The organism is Mesorhizobium caraganae (genome assembly GCF_016836705.1).
GTDB lineage: Bacteria > Pseudomonadota > Alphaproteobacteria > Rhizobiales > Rhizobiaceae > Mesorhizobium > Mesorhizobium caraganae.
Window position 1 is genome coordinate 129952 of the sequence record NZ_JAFCGY010000006.1, and the last position, 24454, is coordinate 154405.

Sequence of the window (24454 nt, forward strand, 5' to 3'; positions counted from 1 at the left end):
ACACTTCGTCATCCTAGGGCGAAGCAAGCGCGAAGCGGCTTGCGTAGACCCTAGGATCCATTCCGTGACGTTGGCCAAGGGATATAAGCGGTCGAGAATGTTCGCCTTCGAAGGCGCGGCGGAGGGTGCACCGTTCTGTACCGCCGCGGAGCATAGAAGTAACGGCATGGATCCTAGGGTCTGCGCCGCGTCGCTTCGCTCCTTGCTTCGCCCTAGGATGACGAAGGCATGGTTGGTCGCTCGCTCATGACGGCCCTCAATCATCATAGCTGTGCCCTGCCCTCAAGCCGTCGCGCACCCGGGCCGCAATCGCCAGAAACTCCGGCGTCTCGCGGATATCCAGCGGCCGCTCCTTCGGCAGCGTCGATTCGATGATGTCGGTGACACGGCCGGGGCGCGGCGACATGACGACAATGCGCGTTGACAGATACACCGCCTCGGGAATGGAATGGGTGACGAAGCAGATCGTCTTGTTGGTCCGCGCCCACAGTTCCAAAAGCTGTTCGTTGAGGTGGTCGCGCACGATCTCGTCCAGCGCGCCGAACGGCTCGTCCATCAGCAGCAGATCGGCGTCGAAGGCGAGCGCGCGGGCGATGGAAGCGCGCTGCTGCATGCCGCCGGAAAGCTGCCAAGGGTATTTCTTCTCGAATCCGGAGAGATTGACGAGTTCCATTGTGCGCTTGATGCGCTCCGCCTGCTCGGCCCTGGAGAGGCCGATGATCTCCAGCGGCAGCGCCACATTGCGCTCGATCGTGCGCCACGGGAAAAGCGCGGCCGCCTGGAAGACATAGCCATAGGCGCGCTTTTCGCGCGCCTGCTCCGGCGTCATGCCGTTGACCGAGATGGTGCCCGAGGTCGGCTTCTCCAGATCGGCGATGACACGCAGCAAGGTGGTCTTGCCGCAGCCGGACGGGCCGATGAAGGAAACGAACTCGCCCTTGCCGATGGTGAGGTCGACATTGGACAGCGCCTGCACCGGACCGTCATTGGTCTGAAAGGTGAGGCCAAGTTTGCTTGCCGAAACGACGGCTGGCGAAGTTCCCGTCATTGGCCGCAGCCTGCCTTTCGCAGCCGCTGCCGCGCAGGACGAAATGCCGTTGCATTTGCGTTGATGTTGTTTTCCACTCGTCCAATCCCCATCATCGACGCCCGGAGCCTTGCCGATGTCGCCCAAACCCACCTGTCACCTTATCCGTCCTGAAAGCACTTATGAAGGCAAGCAGGGATTGACCTATTTTGCCGGCATCGCGGCGGAGTCCGTCGGTTCCTCCGGCATCTGCATGCACGTGCTCACCATGCCGCCCGGCGCCCGCGCCAAGGCGCACCTGCATGAAAGCCATGAAACGGCGATCTACGTGCTCTCCGGCGAGGTTCACACCTGGTATGGCGACCGGCTGGAGCACCACATCATCGTCAAGGCCGGCGACCTCTTCTACATCCCGGCCGGTGTGCCACATCTGCCGGCCAATCTGAGCAATGCCCCCTCTTCGGCGGTCATCGCCCGCACCGATCCCAACGAACAGGAAAGCGTCGTCCTGCTGCCGGAACTGGATGCGTTGGTCGCCTGACACTGACGGGATCGCCGTCATTTGCACCGCGCAACTTCCCCCATGACGTTGCCGTCTTCGTCGACAATCGTCAGCTTTTTGGCGTTCTTGGCGCTATGCTTGATGGTGAACTTGGTAGGCTCCTGTCCCTCTTCGCCTTCCGCCTCACAGGTTGCCGTCACCACCAGCGAACCGTCGGCCTGCGCCTGTTTCTCGGTGAATGTGCAGGCGCTGGCGGCGGTGACCAATGCCTCGTCGGTCAAAAGCAGCATCTGATCGGCGGCGACTTCCTGGCCGTTGCGGTTGATGCAGCCATATTTGTCGCCATAGGGTTTCGACAGATCGATGCCTGCCGCGAAAGCCTGGCCCGCAGCCAGAACGGCAAGCACCGCTAAAGAGAGACCAAAACCACGCACGCTCATTCCCCCAAATCCAACGTCACGAACACGGTTGCAGCGGCCCCATTTCGTCAAGGCCGGGAATGGTCACGAAGAAACCATCCTCTCCCTTGTTGGTGACCACAACGGTTTCAGCCGTCGTCCCCGCTTCGCCCTCGGCTGAGCAGCTCGCATCAAGCGATTGGGTACCCGGCGCCGAGGTCAATTGCTGCGCGAACCGGCAGCCACTGCCATAGGTCTCGATGCCTTCGGCAGTCAGCACGATATAGTCGTCGCCGTCCTGATAACCGGCCTTTGCGACGACGCAGCCGGCATCGTTGCCCCAGGAGCCAACCAGCACGCTGGCCGCTTCTGCCGGACCAGCGATGACGGTCGCCACGACCAGTGAGATGAACGCTGCGGAATTCGGCAACCTCAGACCCCCGTCGCCGGAATGCCGGTGCGTTCCACTTTGCGTGGCGCGGTAATGTCCTTCCAGGTCGACAGCGCCCGGTTGACCGCCGCGTTCGGTTCACGGGCGACGAACTCGCCATGGCCGGGCTTGGCCTTGACCTCGGCTTCCTCGATCGACAGCTCACCGCGCGAAAACACGAAGCGCGGCAGGCCGGTCACCTCGAACCCTTCGAAGACGTTGTAGTCGATCACCGATTGCTGCTTTTTCGAAGTGATCTTCTTCTTGCGCTTCGGGTCCCACACCACGATGTCGGCATCCGCGCCTTCGACGATGGCGCCCTTCTTCGGATACATGTTGAGTATCTTGGCGATGTTGGTCGAGGTTACCGCGACGAACTCGTTCATCGTCAGCCGTCCGGTGTTGACGCCTGTGGTCCACAGCATCGGCAAGCGGTCCTCGAGCCCGCCGGTGCCATTCGGGATCTTGGTGAAATCGCCGACGCCGTTGCGCTTCTGCTTGGTGGTGAAGGCGCAATGGTCGGTTGCCACCACTTGCAGCGAACCGGCCTGTAGGCCGGCCCACAGCGAATCCTGGTGCAATTTGTTGCGGAAGGGCGGGCTCATCACGCGGCGCGCCGCATGGTCCCAGTCCTTGTTGAAATATTCGCTCTCGTCGAGTGTCAGATGCTGGATCAGCGGCTCGCCGAAGACGCGCATGCCTTTCTGCCGCGCCCGGCGGATGGCCTCATGCGCCTGCTCGCAGGAGACATGCACGACATAGAGCGGCACGCCGGCCATGTCGGCGATCATGATGGCGCGGTTGGTCGCCTCGCCTTCCACTTCCGGCGGGCGCGAATAGGCATGCCCCTCCGGGCCGTTGTTGCCGGCGGCGAGCAGCTTCTGCGATAGTGCGGCGACCACGTCGCCGTTCTCGGCATGAACCAGCGGCAGCGCGCCGAGGTCGGCGCAGCGCTGGAACGACGCATACATCTCGTCGTCGTCGACCATCAGCGCACCCTTGTAGGCCATAAAATGCTTGAACGAGGTGATGCCCTTGTCGACGACGGCGGCCATCTCGTCGAACACCTGCTTGCCCCACCAGGTGATCGCCATGTGAAAGGAATAATCGCAGGACGCCTTCGACGTCTTGTTGTCCCACATCTGCAAGGCTTCGAGCAGCGACTGCTTCGGCGACGGCAGGCAGAAATCGACGACCATCGTCGTGCCGCCTGACAGCGCTGCGCGCGTGCCGGATTCGAAATCGTCGGCCGAATAGGTGCCCATGAACGGCATTTCGAGATGGGTGTGCGGATCGACGCCGCCCGGCATGACGTAGCAGCCGGTGGCGTCGAACTCATGGTCGCCGTGCAGGTTGGAGCCGATGGCGACGATCTTGCCGTGCTGCATCAGCACATCGGCCTTCCAGGTGCGGTCGGCGGTGACGATGGTTCCGTTCTTGATGACTTTGGTCATTTTCTTGTTCCCCTGTTCCGACAGTCGAGGCGCCAGCTCTTTTCGACGGCTGCCCTGCCAACCACTACATTGCCAAATAACAACCGACCGGATCACCTCGTACGCCGATCGTCACGTATTGATCGCCCATTCGGTCAACCAGAACAAACTCGCGCCTTTGGTGCACATAAGCCAACAGGTAGCCGTCTCTATCGTCTGTCACCACCGCGCATCTCTCGGCAAAGGGCGTCTCGTTCTCCAAATCCTCAATCGTGTCACGACGAACAACGTCGATCCAGTAAGGCTTCACCAATGCCGAACGAAACCGAGCAAGGTCAGCATCAATACGATCTTGCGTTACCGGCACTCCCACTAGATCCGTGCGATCTTCTGTAAGCGCCTGATAATTGTATTCGTCGATCTCCTTGCGAATAAGCGCGAGCAAGGCATCAAAATCCAGATCGTCCTGCTCACCCATAACTCACGCCACGATCCCCGCAGTCTCCACCACCGCGTGGAACAGCACATCGGCGCCGGCGCCGGCCCATTCCTTGGTGATTTCCTCGGCCTCGTTGTGTGACAACCCGTCAACGCAGGGACACATCACCATGGCGGTCGGTGCAACGCGGTTGATCCAGCAGGCGTCGTGGCCGGCGCCGGAGACGATGTTGCGGTGCGAATAGCCGAGCCGATCGGCGGCGTCGCGGATTGCCTTGACGCAACCGGCGTCGAAGGTCACCGGATCGAACGCGCCGACCTGTTCGACCTTGTACTGGATGTCGAGCGCCTCGCAGATCGTTTCGATTCCTTCGCGGATGCGGCCGTCCATCGCGTCCAGCACTTCCTTTTCCGGCGAGCGGATGTCGATGGTAAAGACGGTGCGCCCTGCAATGATGTTGCGCGAGTTCGGAAACACTTCCATGTGGCCGACCGCGCCGACGGCATCCGGCTGGTAGTCCATGGCGATCTCGTGCACCAGTTCGATCACCCGGGCCATGCCGAGCCCGGCATTGCGGCGCTTGGGCATCGGCGTCGAACCGGTATGCGCCTCCTTGCCGGTCAGCGTCACCTGCAGCCATTTCAGGCCCTGGCCATGGGTGACGACGCCGATATCGATGCCTTCATCCTCGAGGATCGGCCCCTGCTCGATATGCAATTCGAAGAAGGCGTGGATCTTTCGGTCCCCCACCTTCTCGGTGCCTTTCCAGCCGATGCGCTCCAGCTCCTCGCCGAATTTTTTGCCCTGCTTGTCGGTGTGCTGATACACGTCCGCCTGCTCCAGCACGCCGGCGAACACGCCGGAGGCCATCATCGCCGGGGCAAAGCGCGAGCCTTCCTCGTTGGTCCAGTTGGTGACGACGATCGGATGCCTGGTGGTGATGCCGAGATCGTTGAGCGAACGGATGATCTCCAGCCCGCCGAGCACGCCAAGCACGCCGTCATATTTGCCGCCGGTCGGCTGCGTATCGAGATGGCTGCCGACATAGACCGGCGGCAGGCTGGGATCGGCGCCTTCCCGGCGGGCAAACATGGTGCCCATTTCGTCGAGACCCATTTCGAGCCCGGCCGCCTCGCACCAGCGCTTGAACAGATGCCGGCCTTCGCCGTCCTCGTCGGTCACGGTCTGGCGATTGTTGCCGCCGGCAACGCCGGGGCCGATCTTCGCCATCTCCATGATGGAATCCCACAAACGGTCTGAATTGATTCGCAGATTCTCGCCTGGGGCGGCCATTCAAAGTCCTCTCATTTCATACCATCAACCGGGCGGCGGTTCCCGCCACCGCCCGATTGATTGAATAGACTAGTCTATTGATCGCAGCACTTCACGCACATGGTCGATCAATTCGTTGATCTGGCCCTTGGTGATGATCAGCGGCGGCGACAGCGCGATGATGTCGCCGGTGGTGCGGATCAATGCGCCGCGCTCGAACGCCTTGACGAAGGCCGAGAAGGCCCTCTTGGTCGGGCTGCCGGCGATCGGCGCCAGTTCGATCGCGCCGATCAGGCCGATGTTCCTGATGTCGATGACGTGCGGCTCGCCCTTCAGCGAATGCAACGCGTCTTCCCAATACGGCGCCAGCTCCTCGCCACGGGTGAGCAGGCCCTCTTCCTTATAGGTGTCGAGCGTGCCGAGTGCCGCCGCACATGCGATCGGATTGCCCGAATAGGTGTAGCCGTGGAAGAACTCGATCATGTGCTCGGGGCCGGTCATGAAGGCGTCGTGGATCTCCTTCTTCACGAACACCGCGCCCATCGGGATGACGCCGTTGGAAACGCCTTTGGCGGTGGTCATGATGTCAGGCATGACGCCAAAGTAGTCGGCGGCGAACGGCGCGCCGAGGCGGCCGAAACCGGTGATGACCTCGTCGAAGATCAACAGGATACCGTGCTTGGTGCAGATCTCGCGCAGCTTCTGCAAATAGCCCTTCGGCGGCAGGATGACGCCGGTGGAGCCGGCGACCGGCTCGACAATGACGGCGGCGATGGTCGAGGCGTCATGCAGCGCAACGATGCGCTCCAACTCATTGGCAAGCTCCGCGCCATACTCCGGCACGCCCTTGGAGAAGGCATTCTTCTCCGGCAGATGCGTGTGCGGCATATGGTCGACGCCGCCGAGCAGCGTGCCGAACATCTTGCGGTTGCTGACGATGCCGCCGACCGAGATGCCGCCGAAATTGACGCCGTGATAGCCGCGCTCGCGGCCGATCAGGCGGGTGCGCGCGCCCTCGCCCTTCACGCGGTGATAGGCGATCGCCATCTTCAGCGCCGTATCGACCGATTCCGAGCCGGAATTGGTGAAGAAGACATGGTCCATGCCCTTGGGCGCAATGTCGACCAGGCGGTTGGCCAGCTCGAACACGATGGGGTGGCCCATCTGGAAGGCCGGCGCATAGTCGAGTTCGGCGGCCTGATGCTGGATCGCCTCTGTGATCTTGGGCCGGCAATGGCCGGCATTGACGCACCACAGACCCGCGGTGCCGTCGAGCACCTTGCGGCCATCGCTGGTGGTGTAGTGCATGTCCTTGGCGGACACGAACATGCGTGGCGCCTGTTTGAACTGCCGGTTTGCCGTGAACGGCATCCAGAATGCGCTGAGATCGTTCGGCGTGACTTTCAGCCGGTTGGACATGACCAAGACTTCCCCTTGTAACCTGTTTCGGTGCGGCTAACGCTTGGTCTTTCCAACGCTTGGTCTTTGCTGCGTTTTCATGCTACGCAAATTTTGACCGATTGGACAAACGTTAGCACCGCCCTGTCGGCGGTCAAGGGATTACTAGCGGAAATGCGGCCTCCGAAGTGCGCTCCACGGCTCAGGGAAAAACTGGTCCAGAGAATTGGTCCAGATGACCCGCGCGACCAAGGCTTGGCCGTATGACCGACGCCATGGAAGGCTCCGCTCCTCGCCGCACTCGCATCCAGCAGGAAAAGCGCGAACTGATCCTGGAAGCGGCGCTCGAAGTCTTCTCCACCAACGGCTTTCGCGGCTCGACCATCGACCAGATCGCCGAAGCCGCCGGGATGTCGAAGCCGAACCTGCTCTACTATTTCCGCCGCAAGGAAGACATTCACGAGACGCTGATGGAGCGGCTGCTGGCGACCTGGCTGGCGCCATTGCGCGAACTCGACGATATCGGCGATCCCCTGACCGAGCTCCGGAGCTACATCAGGCGCAAGCTCGAAATGGCGCGCGATTTTCCCAGGGAAAGCCGGCTGTTCGCCAACGAGATTTTGCAGGGCGCGCCGCGCATCATGCCGCTTTTGGAAGGCGAACTGAAAACGCTGGTCGACGAGAAGGCCAATGTCATCAAGGGCTGGATGCGTGCAGGCAAGATTGCCCGCACCGATCCCTGGCACCTGATCTTCTCGATCTGGGCGACGACGCAGCATTATGCGGATTTCGACGTCCAGGTCCGCGCCGTGCTCGGCGCCGACCGCGGCGGCGACGGCCGCTTCGAGGATGCGGCGCGGTTCCTGGAGCAGCTGTTCATCGACGGGCTGAAGCCGAAGGGCTGACTTTGGGCGTCAGGCGCTGCGCAGCTCCTTCGGCTGCGCCTTCAACAGGTCTTCCAGCTTCGCAACCGAATTCTGCTCGGCAAGTGGCGTGTAGACAATCAGCTTCATGTCCGAACCGTCGTCGATCGACAGGCTCATATGCTCGAAAGCCATCGCGCCGGCGATCGGGTGGCGCAGATACTTCTTGCCGGACAGACGATGCACCACATCGCGCTGCGGCCACCATTCGCGGAATTCCGGGCTTGAGCGCATCATCAGCGCGATCAGCCGCTCGAAATCCGGATCGCCGGTGTATTTCGCGCTCTCGGCGCGAAACGCGGCAAGGGTGGCGCGCGCCAGCTGTTCCCAATCGACCAGCAGGTGGCGCCGGTGCGGATCGGTGAACACGCCATGGAGGATGTTGCGGGCATCGCCCTCCAACAGACCGTAGTCGCCGAAAATGGCAACGGCCCCGGCATTCCAGGCCAGCACATCCCAGCGCGGCCCGACAATATACGCCGGCTGCAGGACCAGGCTCTGCAGCATGTGCAGCAGGGGACCTTCGACCTTGACCGGGGTGATGCGCCGCCGCTCGGGCTGCTGGCGGCCGGCCAGCGTGAACAAATGCCGCTTCTCGGCGGCGTCGAGGCGCAAGGCCTCGCAAAGCGCCGTCAGCACCTCGACGGAAGGCCGCACGTCCCTGCCCTGCTCCAGCCAAGTGTACCAGGTCGTGCCGACACCGGCGATCATCGCCACCTCTTCGCGGCGCAGACCGGGCGTGCGCCGCCTGGCACCGGCCGCGATGCCGGTGGCCGACGGCGAAAGCCTTTCGCGGCGTGAGCGCAGGAAGGCGCCTAGCTCGCGCCGGCGGCTGTCTTCGGGTGATGGTGCGGAAACGTCCATGGGGCGCAGTATAGCAGTACCGATACCAGGATAAAGTTTGAACTGTTTGCGGCGCGCCGATCGCCCCATCTTGTTATCCAGAGCGAATATGGAGGCTCTCCGACATGGATCTGAAAGACAAGACAATCCTCATCACCGGCTCGACCGACGGCGTCGGCCGCGTCGTCGCCCAACGGCTGGGCGGATCCGGCGCCCGCGTGCTGGTGCATGGCCGCGATGCCGCGCGCGGCAAGGCAACCGTCGCCGAAATCGAAACCGCCGGCGGCAAGGCCGAATTCCTCGCCGCCGACCTCGCTTCGCTGGCCGAAGTTCGCCGCCTCGCTGAGGCCGTGCTTGCCAGAACCAACCGGCTCGACATCCTCATCAACAATGCCGGCATCGGCACCGCCGGCGCCAAGCGACAGCTCAGCGCCGACGGCTTCGAACTGCGCTTTGCCATCAACTATCTCGCCGGCTTCCTGCTGACGTCGGAACTGCTGCCGCTGCTCAAGGCGAGTTCGCCATCGCGCATCGTCAACGTCGCCTCGGCCGGCCAGCAGGCGATCGATTTCGGCGATGTCATGCTGACCCGTTCCTATGACGGCGTGCGCGCCTACTGCCAGAGCAAGCTGGCGCAGATCCTGTTCACCATCGACCTGGCCGAGGAGCTGAAAGGCAGCGGCGTCACCGTCAACGCCCTGCATCCGGCGAGCTACATGAACACGACCATGGTTCGCCAGGCCGGTGTGACACCGTGGAGTTCAGTCGAGACCGGCGCCGACGCCATCCTCAACCTCGCGACATCGCCCGCCCTTGAAGGCCGCAGCGGCCTCTATTTCGATGGCCAGAAGGAATCCCGCGCCGACCCGCAGGCCTATGACGCGAAGGCGCGAGAACAATTGCGAGCTCTAAGCCTCGACCTCGTCGGCCAAGCCTCCGCAAAATCGAAGGAACAGCATTCATGACCAGCAACATCCAACACACAATCATCATCGGCGGCTCGTCCGGTATCGGACTGGCGACCGCGCGCAAACTGCTTGGCCCGGGCATGAAGGTCACCATAACCGGCCGCAATCCGGAAAAACTCACCAGCGCCTGGAAGAGCCTCGGCGGGGCCGCCGAAAAAGCTGCCTTCGATGCTTCGAAGCCGGACGAAGTACGCCAATTCTTTGGAGAAGTCGGAACCTTCGATCACCTCGTTCTGGCCGCCAGCGGCGGCAAGGGGCTTGGCCCGTTCGCAAGCCTCGACCTTGCCGACGTCGCCGGTGGCGTCGACGAGAAAGTCCGGCCGCAACTGTCTTGCCTGCAGGCGGCTTTGCCGACGCTCAACAAATCGGGATCGGTGACCTTCATATCGGCGGTATCGGCACAACTGACCGCGCCCGGCGTTGCCGGCATCGCCGCCGTCAACGGCATGCTGCTGACGGTGGTGCCGATCCTGGCGGTCGAGTTGAAGCCGCTGCGTGTGAACGTCGTCGCGCCCGGCGTCATCGATACGCCGTGGTGGGACTTTTTGCCTGATGACCAGCGGCAGGCGGTGTTTGCCGACTATGCTGGCAAGACGCCTGTCGGCAGGATCGGCCACGCCGAAGACGTCGCCGGCGCGATCGCCTTCCTGGTCTCCAACGGTTTTGTGACCGGCCAGGTGCTGACCTGCGACGGCGGCCTGCGCTTTGCGGCATAACCTTACAGCGACTGCGCAATCAGCGTCAGAAAACCACCTGCCAGCGCGACATTGCCGACAAAGCCATTGATGCGCGATGCCCGGTCCGGACCCTGATGGTCCCAGAAATTATGGAACATCGGCGTGACCGAGATGAGAAACAGCACCAGCACAGCACTTGCGATCGCGGTCCACACACCTGCCATCACCAGCGCGCCGGCAATGGTCTGCAGGACGATGCCGGCCCATAGCGCCAGCTTGGCCTGCGGCACGCCGCGCGCGGCCATCAACCCGGTCAGGAAGGTCTCGTTCTGAACATTGCGCAGGCCGGCGACGACGAAGGCGCCGCCGAGCAACAGGCGGCCGATAAACAACAAGGTCAAAGGCAAATCGACAGGCATAAAACCCTCCCCTAAAAACAGTCGGAGCGCCGCCCTCTCGACGGCGCTCCATTGTTAAACCGGACGGTCAGGCTGCTTTGGCGGCCGGCATCGGGTGAATGGCGTGGAACGGGATGCAGAGCCGGTTCCAGGTGTTGATCATGCCGATCGCAACCGACAGCTTGACCAGTTCCTCTTCAGAGAAATGCGCGAGCGTGCGGGCATAGAGCTCATCCGACACGCCATTGTTGGCGATCAGGGTCGTCGCCTCGGTCCAGGCAAGCGCCGCACGTTCCCGTTCGGAAAACAGTGGCGATTCCTTCCAGGCTGCGACCAGGTAGAGCCGCGTCTCGGTCTCGCCGTCGCGCCGCGCCTCGCGGCTGTGCATCTCGACGCAGTAGGAACAGCCATTGATCTGCGACGCCCTGAGCTTGATCAAATGCAGCAGGCCCACTTCCAGCCCGCATTCGTCGACCGCCTTGTTGAGCGCCGACACCGCCTTCATGATTTCCGGCGCCTTGGCGAAGAATTGCAGTCTCTGTTTCATTGTCTTTCCTTTCACGTCTCTCTGGCGAGGATTAAACTTGCTTGGTCGAAGCGGATTTCTGCGGCCGCTGATGGCGCGCCACAAAGGCGCAGCTGGCGGCGATCGATCTCGGATCGCCTTCTGCCTGGTAGTCAGCCACGATGTCGGACAACCGGGTTTCCGCGAGAGCAGCGCGATAGGCGCGCTCGGCCTTCAGCATCGCGGCGTTGATGCCGCACAGTTTTACATAGGCGGACGCGTCGAGCTTGACCGGCCCGTTGCGGCGGATCTCGCCGCAGCGAAACGCCGGCTCCCGCCCTTCGATCGCCAGCACGATATCGAGCAGCGTGATGCGTTCGGCCGGCCGCGCCAGCCGGTAACCGCCCGCCGGCCCGGGTACCGATTCCAGGATGCGCTCCGCCGTCAGCATGTTGAGATGCTTCAAGAGATAGCTCGGCGACAGGCCGAAAGACTCTGCCAAGGCAGCGCCCGGCAGGGTGCTGTTGCCCTCCACGCTGGCCAGCGTGGCCGCACAATGGATGGCCGCCTCAACGCCCTCGCCCAGCTTCATGGTGTCGATCTCCTATTCATGGATACATTTTATCGTGGATAAATTTTATGAGCAATAGGAAAATGGAGAATTTCACGTGTTCGTGACGATGTTATTCGTTGTGCCAACGGTGGTGTGGAGAGCTAAAGGAATTCTCCGCGCGTAGACTCGAAGTTGGCGCTGCCCCTCATTGCCCTGCCGGGCATTTCTCCCCGTAAACGGGGCGAAAGATGCCGTCATCGATGATTTCGCCAATTACTGACGGCGCAGGAAAAGGCGACAGCGGCCGTGCAATTGCCTTCTCCCCGTTCACGGGGAGAAGGTGCCCGAAGGGCGGATGAGGGGCGGCGCTGACCTCTGAAATCCAAGCGTTGCGCACATGCAAAATCGCCCGATGCGGATGCACAGGGCGATTAAGCTACCGCGAAGAAGAACCCTACTCCGCGGCCACCTTGGCCATCGGGTTGTTCGGATGCGTCGTCCAGTTGGCGTAGACCGGCGACACCGGCTTGCCGGTGCGCTGGTCCATCACGCCGGCGGCCAGCGGCTCCATGGTGATGCAGTTTTCCACCGGGCAGACATTGACGCACAGATTGCAGCCGACGCATTCAGCCTCGATCACCTCGAAGTGCCTGACGCCGTCGACCATGTTGGTGATCGCCTGGTGCGAGGTGTCCTCGCAGGCGATGTGGCAGCGGCCGCATTTGATGCAGGCGTCCTGGTCGATATGTGCCTTGGCGACATAATTGAGGTTGAGATACTGCCAGTCGGTGACGTTGGGCGTGGCGCGGCCGATAATGTCGTCGAGCGAGGCATGGCCCTTCTCGTCCATCCAGTTTTCCAGACCGGCGATCATCTCCTGCACAATCTTGAAGCCGTAGGTCATCGCCGCCGTGCACACCTGCACATTGCCGGCGCCGAGCGCCATGAATTCGGCGGCGTCGCGCCAGGTGGTGATGCCGCCAATGCCGGAGATCGGCAGGCCGTGGGTTTCGGGATCGCGCGCGATCTCGGCCACCATGTTCATGGCGATCGGCTTCACCGCCGGGCCGCAATAGCCGCCATGCGAGCCCTTGCCGTCAATGGTCGGCTGAGGCGCGAAACTGTCGAGGTCGACGCCGGTGATCGAGTTGATGGTGTTGATCAGCGATACCGCGTCGGTGCCGCCGGCAAGTGCCGCACGCGCGGGCTTGCGCACATCGGTGATGTTGGGCGTCAGCTTGGTGATGACGGGCATGCGGGTGTTGGCCTTGCACCAGCGCACCACCATTTCGATGTATTCTGGCACCTGGCCGACCGCCGCACCCATGCCGCGCTCCGACATGCCGTGCGGGCAACCGAAATTGAGCTCGATGCCGTCGGCTTCGGTCTCCTCGACCACCGGCAGGATCGCCTTCCAGCTCTCCTCGACGCAGGGCACCATCAGCGAGACGACGATGGCGCGGTCGGGCCAGTCCTTCTTGACCTGCTTGATCTCGCGCAGATTGACCTGCAGATCGCGGTCGGTGATCAGTTCGATATTGTTGAGGCCGAGCAGGCGGCGGTCGGCGCCCCAGATCGCGCCGTAGCGCGGGCCGTTGACGTTGACCACCGGCGGGCCTTCTTCGCCGAGCGTCTTCCAGACCACACCGCCCCATCCCGCCTTGAACGCACGGATGACGTTATACGCCTTGTCGGTCGGCGGCGCCGAAGCCAGCCAGAACGGATTGGGCGATTTGATGCCGACGAAATTGTTGCGGATGTCAGCCATGACAGGTCCCTTTCAACCGAGACGAAGGAGCATTTCCACAGGTGCAAGAATGCCGCCTTCAAGCGCGGCGGTGAGATTGGCGATCTTGGTGCGGGCGTTCTCGCCCATAATAAGATTAACGCCGGGCGGCGGTTTTTTGCCTTCCGCCTGCGCCGCAGCCATGCGCGCCCGTATCGTGGCGAAGAATTCGATGGCGAAGGCGCCGCGTGGGCGCTCGGCGGTTACAGAGAACCCTGCAGCCGCGGCAGCCGAGCGATAGTCGTCGGGCGTGGCGACGAAGGACATGCTCTCGTCGGATGCCCATGGCAGCGGATAGGTCAGCGAACCGGCCTTGAGCCGCATCACATCGTAGACGGCAAAGACGCCGCCGGGCTTGAGCACGCGCGCCGCCTCGCTCATCAGCTTTTTCTTGTCGGGAAGATTCATGCCGACATGCAGGATCATGGCCGTATCAAAGCTTTTGTCGCCGAACGGCATGTCCAGCGCGCTGCCCTGCACGAACCGGACTTTGTCGGCCATTCCCACCCGCTTCGACAGGCTGGTCGCGATATCGACATAGCTTTGCGTCAGATCGATGCCGGTGACATCGGCGCCGGTATTGTTGGCGGCAAAGCGGGCTGGACCACCCACGCCGGAACCAATGTCGAGCAGCTTGGCCCCCGGCTTCAACCCCATCTGACCGATGAGTTCCCTGGTGGCGGCGACGCCGCCAATGTGGAACTCGTCGACCGCTTCGAGATCGCCGGCGCGCAGATGGGCAATGTCCACACCGGTATCGGCGAGCACGGCAAGGATGTGCTGCTCAAGACCCGATACGTCGTAGTGACGGGCGATGCCCGATTCCACCGAGGCCATGATCTCTATCCCTGTGTCAGACTCCTGTTGATGCTCTCAGCCGCATCGCGCCCTTGGGCCACGGCCGAGACGGTCAGGTCGTCGCCGCCAAAAATGCAGTCGCCACCGGCCCAGACATTGGCGAGCGAGGTGCGCCCTTCCGCATCGACCTTGATGCGGCCGGCTTCGAGTTCGATCGATGCACCACTGCCGTTGAGCGCTGCCAGCACAAAACTCTGGCCGATGGCCTTGAACACCTGGTCGGCGGTGAGCGTCAGCCGCTCGCCGGTACCGACGAGCTTGTCGCCGTTCATGGCGGTGTATTCGAGCTCGATGCCCGACACCTTGCCGTTCTCGACAATCACCCGCTTCGGCTGCAGCCAGTGGCGGATGGTGACGCCGTTGGCGGCGGCCAGATCCTGCTCGAACTCGGAGGCGTTCATATGCTCCTGGCCGCGCCGGTAGCAGATCGTCACCTCCTCGGCTCCGAGCAGCTTCGACTGCACCGCCGCGTCGATCGCCGTCATGCCGCCGCCGATGACGACGACGCGCCGGCCGACCGGCAGGCTTGCGAGATCGCTGGCCTGGCGCAGTTCGGCGATGAACTCGACCGCATTGGTGACGCCGTCGGCATCCTCGCCCTCGGCGCGCAGCGCATTGACGCCGCCAAGCCCCATGCCGAGGAAAACGGCATCGTAATTCCGGATCAGGTCCGACAGCTGGTAGTCGCGGCCGAGCGCCTTGCCGTTCTGGATGTCGATGCCGCCGATCCCCGTGACATAGTCGACCTCGGCCTGGGCGAAATTGTCGATGCTCTTATAGGCCGCGATGCCGTACTCGTTGAGGCCGCCAGCCTTGGGGCGGGCTTCCAGAATGGTCACCTCGTGGCCATGGCGGGCGAGCCGGTGGGCGGCGGCAAGGCCGGCCGGCCCGGCGCCGACCACGGCGATCGACTTGCCGGTCGATTCCGCGCGCGGATAAAACTGCTTGTGCTCGGCCATCGCGACATCGGTGGCATAGCGCTGCAAACGGCCGATCTGCACCGGCTTGCCCTCCGCCACTTCGCGCACGCAGACCTCTTCGCACAGCGTCTCGGTCGGGCAGACGCGGGCGCACATGCCACCCAGAATGTTCTGGTCGAAGATCGTCTTGGCGGAGCCGATCGGGTTACCGGTCGAGATCTGGCGGATGAACAGCGGAATGTCGATCGAGGTCGGGCATGCATTCATGCACGGCGCGTCGTAGCAGAAATAGCAGCGGTCGGATTCGACCAGGGCCTCGTGGTGATCGAGCGGCGGATGCAGGTCGGAAAAATTCTCGGCATACTGGTCGGCCGGCAGCCGGCCACCGGCAATACCGTCCTTGAACTGGCCTTCTGGCATCGTCAGTTCCCCATGTTTTCGTTTTGGGGAAGGCTAGCACGTTTTATTTTTTTATCAATTGGTCAATTTTCGGCGCAAAGCACTGAAAAGCCTCGATAATAACATGATTTTTTCACTCATGTTATGCCCCTATGGCGCGGGCGAAAAGCTAGAGCCTGGAGCGCCGCCATGGATCGACCTTATCTCATCGGCGACCAGTTGCTGCAGCCGCCACAGATTGCGGTCGCGGATGCCGAATTCCTCGAGGTGGCTGACGGTGTTGTAGAGATATTCGGCACCCGAGCCGACATGGCCGCAAGCCCGCGCCAACACCCGCGCCACCCGGTCCAGCGGCTGCCCGAGCGATGTGCCTCTGCCCGTCACCCCGACCCAGAAGCCGAGCGCCCGCACCACCCCTTGCGCCGTGCGCACCGGAACCCAACGGACCGAGCTGACACTCTCATGGTCGTCGATCTCGCGCCGCAAAAGTCTTTCGATCTGCTGTGGCTTGTCGCCGTCGGGCAGGCGGTAGATGACGCCATCGCATCGCCCGCCGCGTTCGAGCGCCATCATCAACCCCGGTTGTGCTGCGGTACCGCGCCAGCGCACCATGTCGAGGCAAAACGATCGATGCCAGCCGAATGCGGTGGCGCGCTGGCGTTCAACAGATTCGAAAGCCGGCTTCCAGATCAGCGAGCCATAGGCGAACACCCATAACGGCCCCGCATCGGCTTCATCGGAAAGCTGTAAGGCAAGCGTGCGGAAGTCCTCGTCGGTGAGCTGCGTCCAGCTGCCGTCGGGTCCGGGATCGACCTCCTGCCGATGACACAGTGACACAAGCTCAGGCGTGAGCGACATCCGGCGCATGAAACGACTACCCCTCATTCCCTAAAGGAAAGGCGAAAACCGCCGCACGTGCAAGCCGCCGGGCGCGACGAAATGCGGAACGATATGTCAACGCAGCCGTTGAATTTTCTCATGCGCGCTGTCGGATTTGCGCCGCTGAAATCGTCCTTTGATGGATCGGACAACGATCGATGCATGAAGGTGAGGAGACCGAAATGCCGAAAACCCCAATGCCCTTCTTCTGGTACGAACTGATGACCACCGACCTCGATGCCGCGCAAGCGTTCTACACCACAGTCGTCGGCTGGCGGGCCGAGCCCTTCGACAAGACGCCCGGGATGCCGCGCTACATCGTGATGAACTCCGCCGAGCGTGGCGTCGGCGGGCTGATGACCATTCCCGAGGACGCCGCCAAAATGGGCATGAAGCCGGCCTGGCTCGGCTATATCCATACCAAGGATACGGATGCATCGACAAAGGCGCTGAAGGCCGCCGGCGGAGCTGTTCACCGCGAACCCGACGACATTCCCGGTGTAGGCCGTTTCTCCGTCGTCGCCGACCCGCAAGGCGCTGCCTTCATGTTCCTGCAGCCCAATGGTCCCGACCAGCCCGTCCTTCCAGCCACGACACCCGGCCATGTCGGCTGGCACGAACTCTATGCGGCGGACCGGCAGGCTGCCTTCGATTTCTATTCCAGCCAGTTCGGCTGGACCGATGCCGGTAGCATGGACATCGGCGAGATGGGCATCTATCAGACCTTCTCGGCCGGTCCTGAATCCGGCGGCGGCATCATGAACAAGCCGCAGCAGCTGCCGGTGCCGGTGTGGCTGTTCTACTTCAATGTCGATGCCATCGACGCCGCCGCAAAACGCGTCACCGACAATGGCGGCAAGATCGTCATGGGTCCGATGCCGGTGCCGACCGGCCAATGGATCGCCCAGTTCACCGATCCGCAAGGCGCCTATTTCGCGCTGATCGCGCCGGGACGCTGATCCGGCCAGAGGCGCATCAACACGAAACTGCTCTCATCGCACGCCAGTGCGATGAGGAAGCGCATCATTCCGGCGCCAGCACCGCGACCTTGATGCTCTCGTCCTTGGCGCCACTGAGCTGGATGGTGGCTGCGCCCGGCGTCAGCTTGAATCGCACGCTCTTGCGAATGCCGGGACAGGTCTTCACACCGCTGAACGCTGCCGACTTCGTGGCATGGCCGTCTTGAATCACATCGATCCAGGCCTCGCCTGACAGGCTGATCTGCAGCTCGCCTTCCGGCGGGACGGTCACGCTCGCCGTCGCGCCAAACGTTCCGGCTGCCGGCGCACGTTCCGGCGGCACGGCATAGCTGACCGCATCGACCGGCTCGAGCGCCAGGTCCGCGGCCTCGCCAGCCGCGAGGGCAGCGCCGGACTGCGTAGCAGGCGCTGCCGCAAACAGTGCCTGCTCGCGCTCCACCGGCCATTTGAAAGCATCACAGCCGCCGTCAGCGGCCATGGCGAAGCTGGTGCCTGCAAGGATTGCGAACAGGCTGAGGACGACTTTTTTCATGACCAGGGGAACCCATTTGGTTGGAGAGTCTACAGACAGATATACAACCATAGCGATATAAATGCAACCATACCGCGAACAAATATCGAAGTCCGATTGGAAGCAATTTCCAATCACCGATTGTTGATTGCGGGCCCCGGGAAGTGAATGGTCCAACGCAAAGTGATCATCTATGGCCGGGCCGAAGGGTTGGAAAAATGGAGTTAGATGAAGCTTTTTGACGGTCTCGCCAGGTTTCAGCCGCAGGCCCTCGGCGTCCTGCGCATCATGACGGCCCTGCAGTTCATCGAGCATGGCTCGCAGAAACTGTTCAACTTCCCGGTGAGCAGCGGTGAGCCGCATGCCCTCACCGGCCTGACGCTGACGGCGGCGATTCTCGAATTCGCCGGCGGCATCTTGCTGGCGCTCGGTCTCCTCACTCGCCCCGTCGCCTTCCTGCTGGCCGGCGAAATGGCCATTGCCTATTTCATGGCGCACTACCCGCGCGACTTCTTCCCGATCAACAACAACGGCGACGCCGCCATCTCGTTCTGCTTCATCTTCCTCTATCTGGTGTTTGCCGGCGCCGGCGCCTTCGCGCTCGACAACCGCCGCAACGGCTGACCCGCTCAGGGGCGAGACGAAGGGGGTGAAACTTCATCCCCGCATCCGTTCGAAATTCGCATCGAACAGCGGCGCCGCCTGCATGCGCGCGGCGTGACGCTTGCCCAAAAGTTCGATCTCGAAGCCGTCGCTCTCGTCGGCGATCTCCTTCGGCACATAGCCGAGGGCGACGGATTTTTTCGGATGATGCGCATAGCCGCCTGACGTCACCCAGCCGCGCACCGCGCCGCCGAACCAGATCGGCTCGTCACCGATGACATCGGCGTCGTCGGCATCGACAATGAAGGTGCGCAGCCTGAGCTTGCCGCCTTGCTTGCGCTCGGCCAGAGCCGCCGCCTTGCCGATGAAATCAGCCTCCTTGCCATAGGCAACGAAGCGATCGAGCCCGGCCTCCAGCGGCCCGTAGATCGGCCGATACTCGCGCGCCCATGAACCATAGTTTTTCTCCAGCCGCAGCGCATTGAGCGCGCGCGAGCCGAACAGGCCGATGTCGAACTCTTCTCCCGCCGCCATCAGCGCCTGGAAGGCGGCGCGCTGATATTCCGGCGCCACCCAGATCTCGTAGCCGAGATCGCCGGTATAGCTGACGCGGCCGACCAGGCACGGCGCCATGCCGATATCCATTTTTGCCACCGCCATGAATGGAAACGCCGCATTGGACACATCGGCACGACTGACTTTCGCCAGCACCTCCCTTGCCTTCGGCCCGGCGATCGCCAGGCCGGTCAGCTTCTGCCCCAGCGCTTCGATGCACACCGTACCGTCTTGCGGCAAATGCGACTCGAACCAGCGCATATGGTACTGCTCGGCGATACCGGAACCGGCGATGAACCACTCGCCGTCGCCGATGTTGGCGAGCGTAAAATCGCCGATCAGTCTGCCGTCGTCCTTCAGCATCGGCGCCAGCGTCATACGGCCAGGTCTGGGCAGCTTGCAGGCAAAAATCCGGTCGAGCCAGGCGGCTGTCCCCTCGCCCGTCACCTTGTATTTGGCGAAGTTCGAAATCTCCGCCAGGCCGACGCCATCGCGCACCGTGGCGACCTCCTCTGCGACGTGTGTGAAGTCGCTCGAGCGCCGCCACGAGAACTCGTCCTTGACGCCCTCGGGCGCATACCAGAGCGGCACTTCCAGCCCATAGGAGACGCCCCATTGCGCGCCCTTGGCCGACAACAAATCGTAGATCGGCGTGGTCTTCAGCCCTCGTCCGGCGGGCAGTTCCTCATTCGGGAAGCGGATCGAGAAGCGGCGCGAATAATTCTCGCGCACCTTGGCGTTGGTGTAGGCCATCGTTGCCCAGTCGCCATAGCGCGCAACATCCATGGCCCAGATATCGGCGCCGGGATCGGCCTCGATCATCCAGTTGGACAGCGCGAGACCGACGCCGCCGCCCTGGCTGAAGCCGGCCATGACGCCGCAGGCGACCCAGAAACCCGGCAGCCCGCGCACCGGCCCGACCAATGGGTTGCCGTCCGGCGCGAAGGTGAAAGGCCCGTTGATGATCTGCTTGATGCCGGTCCTCTCGAAGGCCGGGAAATGGCGGAAGCCGACTTCGAGCGACGGCGCGATGCGATCGATGTCGGGCTCCAGCAATTCATGACCGAAGTTCCACGGTGTGGAGAACTCGGACCACACTTTGTTGGCCTTCTCATAAGTACCCATCAGCATGCCGCCGCGCTCCTGGCGCAGATAAAGCTCGCCGTCGAAATCGACAGCATGGATGATCTCCGTTCCGGTCTTGGCGTTCCACGCGGCGACCTCCGGCATGTCCTCGGTGATCAGGTACATGTGCTCCATGGCCAGCACCGGCAGTTCCAGCCCGACCATGCGGCCGACCTCGCGCGCCCACAGGCCGCCGGCATTGACGACATGCTCGGCCACCACCTCGCCCTTGTTGGTGATGACCCGCCATAGCCCGTCGGGCCGACGCACGATGTCCTCAACCTTGGTGAAGCGCTCGATCTCGGCGCCGAGCTTGCGCGCCGCCTTGGCATAGGCGTGGGTCACGCCGGACGGATCGAGATGGCCGTCCTCCTTGTTGCGGACGGCGCCAACAAATTGCTTGGGATCAAGCAGCGGCATCAGTTCCGCCGCCTCACTGGCCGAGATTTCTTCGAGATCAATGCCAAGATAGCGCCCCTTGGCGACGACGCCGCGCAGCCAGTCGAGCCGCGCCTCGGTCGCCGCCAGAAGCACGCCGCCGGTCAGATGCACGCCGGTCGCCTGGCCCGACAGCTCCTCGATCTCCTTGTAGAGCGAGATCGTGTATTTTTGCAGCTTGGCGACGTTGGGATCGCCATTGATGGTGTGCATGCCGCCGGCCGCATGCCAGGTCGAGCCCGAAGTCAGCTCATCGCGCTCCAGAAGCACGACATCGGTCCAGCCATGGCGCGCCAGATGGAACAGAACCGAGCAGCCGACGACGCCACCGCCAACGACCACCACCTTTGCATGCGATTTCATGGATTTTTCTCTGATATCAGCGAGTTGGGACGATGGGATGAATCAGGATGGGAAGGCATCAAGGCTCGCCCTGCCCGATCGCTTCCTTGCGTCTGGCCACATACGCCTCCAGCGCCTCGCGTACGGCGGGATCCATCGTCGGCTCGACATAGTCTTCCAGCGCCTTCTTCCACAACCGCGTCGCGCGCGCCGTCGTGTCGAGGCCGCCGGCTTCCTGCCACGCCTCGTAATTCTGCCAGTTGGAGAGCATGGGCTGGTAGAACGCCGTCGCATAACGTTCCAGCGTGTGCGGCTCACCAAAAAAGTGGCCACCGGTCGGCACTGCGCCCAGCGCCTCGACCGCCAGCTCCGCCTCGTCGACCACGATCGGCCGCAGAAACTCCATCATGTGCTGGATCATCTCGACATCGATGATGAGCTTCTCGAACGATGCCGTCAGCCCGCCCTCCTGCCAGCCGGCGGCATGATAGACGAGGTTGCCGTGGCCGAGCACCGCACCCCACAGCGCCATCAGCGTCTCATAGGCGCCTTGCGCGTCGGCGGCGTTGGAGGCCGATCCCGGCGTCGTGCGGTAAGGCAGATTGTAGCGCCGCGCCAACTGCCCCGAGGCAATGTTGGCCTTGGTGTTTTCAGGCGTGCCGAAAGCCGGCGCGCCCGACTTCATGTCGACATTGGAGGTGAAGGCGCCATACATGACCGGCGCGCCAGGGCGCACCAGCTGAGTCAGCACCACGCCGAACAGCGCTTCGGCGTTCTGCTGCGCCAGCGCGCCGGCGAGCGTCACCGGGCTCATCGCCCCCATCAGCGTGAACGGCGTCACCGCTACCGACTGGCCGAACTCGGCCATGGTCATCAGCCCTTCGGCCATCATCTCGTCGAAGCGGCGCGGCGAGTTTACCGAGATGATGGTGGCGATGCCTGGATCGTCGCGCATCTCATCCAGCGTCAGCCCGCGCGCGATCGCCATCATCTCGATGCCGTCCAGCGCCCTGCCGCGTCCGATCGCCGAGACATGGAAGGATTTGTCGGTCAGCGTCAGATTGGTGAAATAGGTGTCCATGTGCCTGGTATTGGCCGGCAGCTCCACTGGCGCACAGACCTGGTTGCCAAGCATGTGGATGCAATTGAAATGCTGCGCCAGCCGGGTGAGATCGGCATAGTCGCGCAAATTGCCGGCGCGCCGGCCGCGCTCCATGTCATGCACGTTGGGCGGCCCGGCGACGAGGGTGAAATTGATCGTGTTGCCACCGAGATGGATGGCGTTGGCCGGATTGCGCGGTGTCAGCCGGTAGCTGGACTTGGTGGTCTTCAGCGCCTCGGCAACCAGGCCCCTGTCGATGCGGACATTCGCCGTCGCATGATCGACCGTGGCGCCGGCCTTCTCGAACAGCGACAGCGCCCGCGGGCTCATCACCTCAATGCCGAAATTCTCCAAAATGTGCATCGAGGCCTGATGGATCGCCTCTATCTGGTCGGCCGACAGCATTGCCATCGGCGGATAGGGATTGGTTACGCGCCGCAGCGGCAGTTGCGGGATGGCCGACGGCCCCCGGTTGCTGGTCCGCTCGGCGCCGCGCTTGCGTCTTGGTTCATTCATGCGCCGCATCAAAGCGCCGGCGCCATGGCGGGGCTGTCAGGAATACGCCCTTCGCGGGCGCGATTTTAGCCAAGGCGGCATTTCCGGATTCCGATGAAGACAAAGGCGACGCAAAGGGTCGGAATAATGACACAGCCTCGAGTCGGCGCAGCCGAGCCGGCAACCCGTTAAGAAACGCCGCAAGATTCCCTTTATGATTTCGGCCTATTCGTCTTCCCATGCGTAGGTCGAGTTTTAGTAAAATTGTAGCGGTTGGTGTGCTGCTGGCGTTGTCGGCCTGCGCGACGCCGCCAAACCATATCAACAATGTGTGTGCCGTCTTCGACCAGAATGACGGCTGGTTCGACAACTGGCAGTCGGCAGCCGAACGCGCCTCGCAGAAATATAGCATCCCCGTCCCCGTGCTGATGGCGACGGTGCGCAAGGAGTCCGGCTTCAAGAGCAATGCCAGGCCGCCGCGCACCAAGCTGCTCGGCTTCATTCCGTGGAAGCACGTCTCCTCGGCGACCGGTTTCTCGCAGGCGCTCGACGGCACCTGGTCGCAATACCAGAGCGAAACCGGCAGCTGGGCGGCGCGGCGGACAAAGTTTGCCGATGCCGTCGATTTCGTCGGCTGGTATCACTCAAAAACCGCCGACACGTTCGGCGTCGCCCGCAACGACACCTACAATCTCTATCTCGCCTACTATCTCGGCTGGACCGCCTATGGCCGCGGCAATCGCGGCGATGCCGGCGTGCAGGGCTATGCGCGGGCGACAGACAAGATGGCCCGCGACTATGCCGTCCAATTGCAGCAGTGCGGCAGCTGAACGCGTCGCCCATTCAAAGGCCGTCGGATCGATCAGGCTATGACGCCACCCGGATGCTTTTTCATCATCAACGCATACGCATCCGCCGCCTTTTCAGTGTCCTCGATATAGGGCGTTGCACCGGGACGGGATCGGACCAGATCGTACAGCCTGGCAATCGATGAAAACTGCTCGCACGCCGCTTGGCGATCGAGATAGGCGATCCAGAAACTCAGATAGAAATCGGCAAGCGAAAAGCGGGAGCCAAGGACATAGGGGCCTCTTGCCGCCAGCCTCGTGTTCATGACACTCAGGCGGCTGAGAACCATCGATTTGGCGAGCTCCTGTATCGCGGCATCGTCGTGTCTTCGCAGCGAGAAACGGTGCGGGAAATGAAAGCGCTTCATCTCTGACTGAATGTCTCCCGCGATATGGAAAAACGTCGAGAGAAAGAGACCACGGTCCGGGTCGGTCACCGCAGGCGCAAGCTCCGTGAGCTGATGCCGTTCGGCCAGGTACAGCATCAGCGCGGCCACCTCGTAGAGCGCCTCGCCCTCAGGCGTGATCAGCACCGGCACGAGCCCGGCCGGATTTATCGCCAGGAATTCCGCGCTGCGGTGCTCACCGTTCAGAATGTCAATTTTTCTGAGCTCATAGTCGATCTTGCCTTCCTCGAGCACCCACTGGACGAGAGGAGCGCGGGTGAAGTCACCGCCATAGAGAATGTACATCGGCCCCTCCGCGACTGCACCTCGCCTACTATCTCGGCTGGACGCCTATGGCCGCGGCAACCGCGGCGATGCCGGCGTGCAGGGCTATGCGCGGGCGACAGACAAGATGGCCCGCGACTATGCCGTTCAGCTCCAGCAATGCGGCAACTAGCACC

At 62.7% G+C, this 24454-nt stretch carries 26 protein-coding genes; 7 read left to right on the forward strand and 19 right to left on the reverse strand.

What is annotated here, in order from left to right:
* Positions 1-256: 256 nt before the first annotated feature.
* On the reverse strand, positions 257-1048 hold the full coding sequence (locus tag JQK88_RS15135) for an ABC transporter ATP-binding protein (RefSeq protein WP_203278724.1): 792 nt from the start codon (positions 1046-1048) through the stop codon (positions 257-259).
* A 115-nt stretch (positions 1049-1163) separates the two neighbouring features.
* On the opposite strand from JQK88_RS15135, the gene JQK88_RS15140 reads away from it, so the two are divergent.
* Positions 1164-1568, forward strand: coding sequence for a cupin domain-containing protein (locus JQK88_RS15140; protein WP_376740412.1), 405 nt, complete (start codon positions 1164-1166; stop codon positions 1566-1568).
* A gap of 17 nt (positions 1569-1585) precedes the next feature.
* On the opposite strand, the gene JQK88_RS15145 is transcribed toward JQK88_RS15140, so the two are convergent.
* The 6 genes from JQK88_RS15145 to aptA all read right to left on the reverse strand — a co-directional run bounded on the left by JQK88_RS15145 (position 1586) and on the right by aptA (position 6920).
* On the reverse strand, positions 1586-1969 hold the full coding sequence (locus JQK88_RS15145) for a hypothetical protein (protein WP_203278725.1): 384 nt from the start codon (positions 1967-1969) through the stop codon (positions 1586-1588).
* 16 nt (positions 1970-1985) lie between these two features.
* Complete coding sequence (locus JQK88_RS15150; RefSeq protein ID WP_203278726.1) at positions 1986-2357, reverse strand: hypothetical protein; 372 nt, start codon at positions 2355-2357, stop codon at positions 1986-1988.
* Positions 2358-2359: 2 nt separating this feature from the next.
* Positions 2360-3811: a dihydropyrimidinase gene (hydA, locus tag JQK88_RS15155; RefSeq protein WP_203278727.1), complete on the reverse strand. Its 1452-nt coding sequence runs from the start codon at positions 3809-3811 to the stop codon at positions 2360-2362.
* A 64-nt stretch (positions 3812-3875) separates the two neighbouring features.
* Complete coding sequence (locus JQK88_RS15160; protein ID WP_203278728.1) at positions 3876-4268, reverse strand: hypothetical protein; 393 nt, start codon at positions 4266-4268, stop codon at positions 3876-3878.
* A 3-nt stretch (positions 4269-4271) separates the two neighbouring features.
* Positions 4272-5522 (reverse strand): Zn-dependent hydrolase, encoded by a 1251-nt coding sequence (locus JQK88_RS15165; protein ID WP_203278729.1) that lies wholly within the window; start codon positions 5520-5522, stop codon positions 4272-4274.
* A 69-nt stretch (positions 5523-5591) separates the two neighbouring features.
* A complete protein-coding gene (aptA, locus tag JQK88_RS15170; RefSeq protein ID WP_203278730.1) occupies positions 5592-6920 on the reverse strand; it encodes an omega-aminotransferase AptA in 1329 nt (442 codons plus the stop codon).
* 254 nt (positions 6921-7174) lie between these two features.
* Here aptA and JQK88_RS15175 point away from each other — a divergent pair, with 254 nt between their 5' ends.
* On the forward strand, positions 7175-7804 hold the full coding sequence (locus JQK88_RS15175) for a TetR family transcriptional regulator C-terminal domain-containing protein (protein ID WP_142868293.1): 630 nt from the start codon (positions 7175-7177) through the stop codon (positions 7802-7804).
* Between the two features lie 9 nt (positions 7805-7813).
* On the opposite strand, the gene JQK88_RS15180 is transcribed toward JQK88_RS15175, so the two are convergent.
* The gene (locus JQK88_RS15180) at positions 7814-8686 is read right to left on the reverse strand and encodes a helix-turn-helix transcriptional regulator (RefSeq protein WP_203278773.1); all 873 of its coding nucleotides are present in this window, start codon (positions 8684-8686) and stop codon (positions 7814-7816) included.
* A 104-nt stretch (positions 8687-8790) separates the two neighbouring features.
* Here JQK88_RS15180 and JQK88_RS15185 point away from each other — a divergent pair, with 104 nt between their 5' ends.
* Entirely contained in the window at positions 8791-9630 is an 840-nt protein-coding gene (locus tag JQK88_RS15185) for an SDR family oxidoreductase (RefSeq protein WP_203278731.1), read from the forward strand.
* Positions 9627-10349 (forward strand): SDR family oxidoreductase, encoded by a 723-nt coding sequence (locus JQK88_RS15190; RefSeq protein ID WP_203278732.1) that lies wholly within the window; start codon positions 9627-9629, stop codon positions 10347-10349. The genes JQK88_RS15185 and JQK88_RS15190 overlap by 4 nt, the downstream gene beginning before the upstream one ends.
* A 2-nt stretch (positions 10350-10351) precedes the next feature.
* Here the strand turns inward: JQK88_RS15190 and JQK88_RS15195 are convergent, their stop codons facing one another.
* The 7 genes from JQK88_RS15195 to JQK88_RS15225 form a co-directional block, all read right to left on the reverse strand.
* The gene (locus JQK88_RS15195) at positions 10352-10729 is read right to left on the reverse strand and encodes a DoxX family protein (RefSeq protein WP_203278733.1); all 378 of its coding nucleotides are present in this window, start codon (positions 10727-10729) and stop codon (positions 10352-10354) included.
* A 67-nt stretch (positions 10730-10796) separates the two neighbouring features.
* Positions 10797-11255 (reverse strand): carboxymuconolactone decarboxylase family protein, encoded by a 459-nt coding sequence (locus tag JQK88_RS15200; protein WP_112560322.1) that lies wholly within the window; start codon positions 11253-11255, stop codon positions 10797-10799.
* Positions 11256-11286: 31 nt separating this feature from the next.
* Positions 11287-11805, reverse strand: a complete 519-nt coding sequence (locus tag JQK88_RS15205) for an RrF2 family transcriptional regulator (protein ID WP_203278734.1) — start codon at positions 11803-11805, stop codon at positions 11287-11289.
* 415 nt (positions 11806-12220) lie between these two features.
* A complete protein-coding gene (preA, locus tag JQK88_RS15210; protein WP_203278735.1) occupies positions 12221-13534 on the reverse strand; it encodes an NAD-dependent dihydropyrimidine dehydrogenase subunit PreA in 1314 nt (437 codons plus the stop codon).
* 12 nt (positions 13535-13546) lie between these two features.
* On the reverse strand, positions 13547-14389 hold the full coding sequence (locus JQK88_RS15215) for a class I SAM-dependent methyltransferase (protein ID WP_203278736.1): 843 nt from the start codon (positions 14387-14389) through the stop codon (positions 13547-13549).
* 5 nt (positions 14390-14394) lie between these two features.
* Positions 14395-15750: an NAD(P)-dependent oxidoreductase gene (locus JQK88_RS15220; RefSeq protein WP_203278737.1), complete on the reverse strand. Its 1356-nt coding sequence runs from the start codon at positions 15748-15750 to the stop codon at positions 14395-14397.
* Between the two features lie 129 nt (positions 15751-15879).
* A complete protein-coding gene (locus tag JQK88_RS15225) occupies positions 15880-16596 on the reverse strand; it encodes a gamma-glutamylcyclotransferase (protein WP_192258515.1) in 717 nt (238 codons plus the stop codon).
* Positions 16597-16790: 194 nt separating this feature from the next.
* Here JQK88_RS15225 and JQK88_RS15230 point away from each other — a divergent pair, with 194 nt between their 5' ends.
* The gene (locus JQK88_RS15230; protein WP_203278738.1) at positions 16791-17567 is read left to right on the forward strand and encodes a VOC family protein; all 777 of its coding nucleotides are present in this window, start codon (positions 16791-16793) and stop codon (positions 17565-17567) included.
* 64 nt (positions 17568-17631) lie between these two features.
* Here JQK88_RS15230 and JQK88_RS15235 read toward each other — a convergent pair whose 3' ends face one another.
* Positions 17632-18120, reverse strand: coding sequence for a hypothetical protein (locus JQK88_RS15235; RefSeq protein ID WP_203278739.1), 489 nt, complete (start codon positions 18118-18120; stop codon positions 17632-17634).
* Positions 18121-18327: 207 nt separating this feature from the next.
* On the opposite strand from JQK88_RS15235, the gene JQK88_RS15240 reads away from it, so the two are divergent.
* Complete coding sequence (locus tag JQK88_RS15240) at positions 18328-18723, forward strand: DoxX family protein (RefSeq protein ID WP_203278740.1); 396 nt, start codon at positions 18328-18330, stop codon at positions 18721-18723.
* 33 nt (positions 18724-18756) lie between these two features.
* Here the strand turns inward: JQK88_RS15240 and JQK88_RS15245 are convergent, their stop codons facing one another.
* Positions 18757-21183, reverse strand: a complete 2427-nt coding sequence (locus JQK88_RS15245; protein WP_203278741.1) for a GcvT family protein — start codon at positions 21181-21183, stop codon at positions 18757-18759.
* Positions 21184-21241: 58 nt separating this feature from the next.
* On the reverse strand, positions 21242-22780 hold the full coding sequence (locus JQK88_RS15250; RefSeq protein WP_203278742.1) for a trimethylamine methyltransferase family protein: 1539 nt from the start codon (positions 22778-22780) through the stop codon (positions 21242-21244).
* Positions 22781-22998: 218 nt separating this feature from the next.
* Between JQK88_RS15250 and JQK88_RS15255 the strand changes: the two genes are divergently transcribed.
* Positions 22999-23589 carry a transglycosylase SLT domain-containing protein gene (locus JQK88_RS15255; protein WP_192258520.1) on the forward strand — a complete coding sequence of 197 codons (591 nt, stop codon included), beginning with the start codon at positions 22999-23001 and terminating at the stop codon, positions 23587-23589.
* Between the two features lie 32 nt (positions 23590-23621).
* Here JQK88_RS15255 and JQK88_RS15260 read toward each other — a convergent pair whose 3' ends face one another.
* Complete coding sequence (locus JQK88_RS15260) at positions 23622-24299, reverse strand: glutathione S-transferase family protein (RefSeq protein ID WP_203278743.1); 678 nt, start codon at positions 24297-24299, stop codon at positions 23622-23624.
* Positions 24300-24454 lie beyond the last annotated feature (155 nt).

Bases quoted from the DNA above. Each gene is read 5' to 3' on its own strand.
- JQK88_RS15145 (WP_203278725.1), bottom strand. From the start codon at position 1,969: ATGAGCGTGCGTGGTTTTGGTCTCTCTTTAGCGGTGCTTGCCGTTCTG.
- JQK88_RS15215 (WP_203278736.1), bottom strand. From the start codon at position 14,389: ATGGCCTCGGTGGAATCGGGCATCGCCCGTCACTACGACGTATCGGGT.
- JQK88_RS15175 (WP_142868293.1), top strand. From the start codon at position 7,175: ATGGAAGGCTCCGCTCCTCGCCGCACTCGCATCCAGCAGGAAAAGCGC.
- JQK88_RS15260 (WP_203278743.1), bottom strand. From the start codon at position 24,299: ATGTACATTCTCTATGGCGGTGACTTCACCCGCGCTCCTCTCGTCCAG.
- JQK88_RS15255 (WP_192258520.1), top strand. From the start codon at position 22,999: ATGCGTAGGTCGAGTTTTAGTAAAATTGTAGCGGTTGGTGTGCTGCTG.
- JQK88_RS15240 (WP_203278740.1), top strand. From the start codon at position 18,328: ATGAAGCTTTTTGACGGTCTCGCCAGGTTTCAGCCGCAGGCCCTCGGC.
- preA (WP_203278735.1), bottom strand. From the start codon at position 13,534: ATGGCTGACATCCGCAACAATTTCGTCGGCATCAAATCGCCCAATCCG.
- JQK88_RS15160 (WP_203278728.1), bottom strand. From the start codon at position 4,268: ATGGGTGAGCAGGACGATCTGGATTTTGATGCCTTGCTCGCGCTTATT.
- JQK88_RS15205 (WP_203278734.1), bottom strand. From the start codon at position 11,805: ATGAAGCTGGGCGAGGGCGTTGAGGCGGCCATCCATTGTGCGGCCACG.
- JQK88_RS15190 (WP_203278732.1), top strand. From the start codon at position 9,627: ATGACCAGCAACATCCAACACACAATCATCATCGGCGGCTCGTCCGGT.
- JQK88_RS15200 (WP_112560322.1), bottom strand. From the start codon at position 11,255: ATGAAACAGAGACTGCAATTCTTCGCCAAGGCGCCGGAAATCATGAAG.
- JQK88_RS15250 (WP_203278742.1), bottom strand. From the start codon at position 22,780: ATGAATGAACCAAGACGCAAGCGCGGCGCCGAGCGGACCAGCAACCGG.
- JQK88_RS15135 (WP_203278724.1), bottom strand. From the start codon at position 1,048: ATGACGGGAACTTCGCCAGCCGTCGTTTCGGCAAGCAAACTTGGCCTC.
- JQK88_RS15180 (WP_203278773.1), bottom strand. From the start codon at position 8,686: ATGGACGTTTCCGCACCATCACCCGAAGACAGCCGCCGGCGCGAGCTA.
- JQK88_RS15230 (WP_203278738.1), top strand. From the start codon at position 16,791: ATGCCGAAAACCCCAATGCCCTTCTTCTGGTACGAACTGATGACCACC.
- JQK88_RS15195 (WP_203278733.1), bottom strand. From the start codon at position 10,729: ATGCCTGTCGATTTGCCTTTGACCTTGTTGTTTATCGGCCGCCTGTTG.
- JQK88_RS15185 (WP_203278731.1), top strand. From the start codon at position 8,791: ATGGATCTGAAAGACAAGACAATCCTCATCACCGGCTCGACCGACGGC.
- aptA (WP_203278730.1), bottom strand. From the start codon at position 6,920: ATGTCCAACCGGCTGAAAGTCACGCCGAACGATCTCAGCGCATTCTGG.
- JQK88_RS15245 (WP_203278741.1), bottom strand. From the start codon at position 21,183: ATGAAATCGCATGCAAAGGTGGTGGTCGTTGGCGGTGGCGTCGTCGGC.
- hydA (WP_203278727.1), bottom strand. From the start codon at position 3,811: ATGACCAAAGTCATCAAGAACGGAACCATCGTCACCGCCGACCGCACC.
- JQK88_RS15220 (WP_203278737.1), bottom strand. From the start codon at position 15,750: ATGCCAGAAGGCCAGTTCAAGGACGGTATTGCCGGTGGCCGGCTGCCG.
- JQK88_RS15225 (WP_192258515.1), bottom strand. From the start codon at position 16,596: ATGCGCCGGATGTCGCTCACGCCTGAGCTTGTGTCACTGTGTCATCGG.
- JQK88_RS15165 (WP_203278729.1), bottom strand. From the start codon at position 5,522: ATGGCCGCCCCAGGCGAGAATCTGCGAATCAATTCAGACCGTTTGTGG.
- JQK88_RS15235 (WP_203278739.1), bottom strand. From the start codon at position 18,120: ATGAAAAAAGTCGTCCTCAGCCTGTTCGCAATCCTTGCAGGCACCAGC.
- JQK88_RS15140 (WP_376740412.1), top strand. From the start codon at position 1,164: ATGTCGCCCAAACCCACCTGTCACCTTATCCGTCCTGAAAGCACTTAT.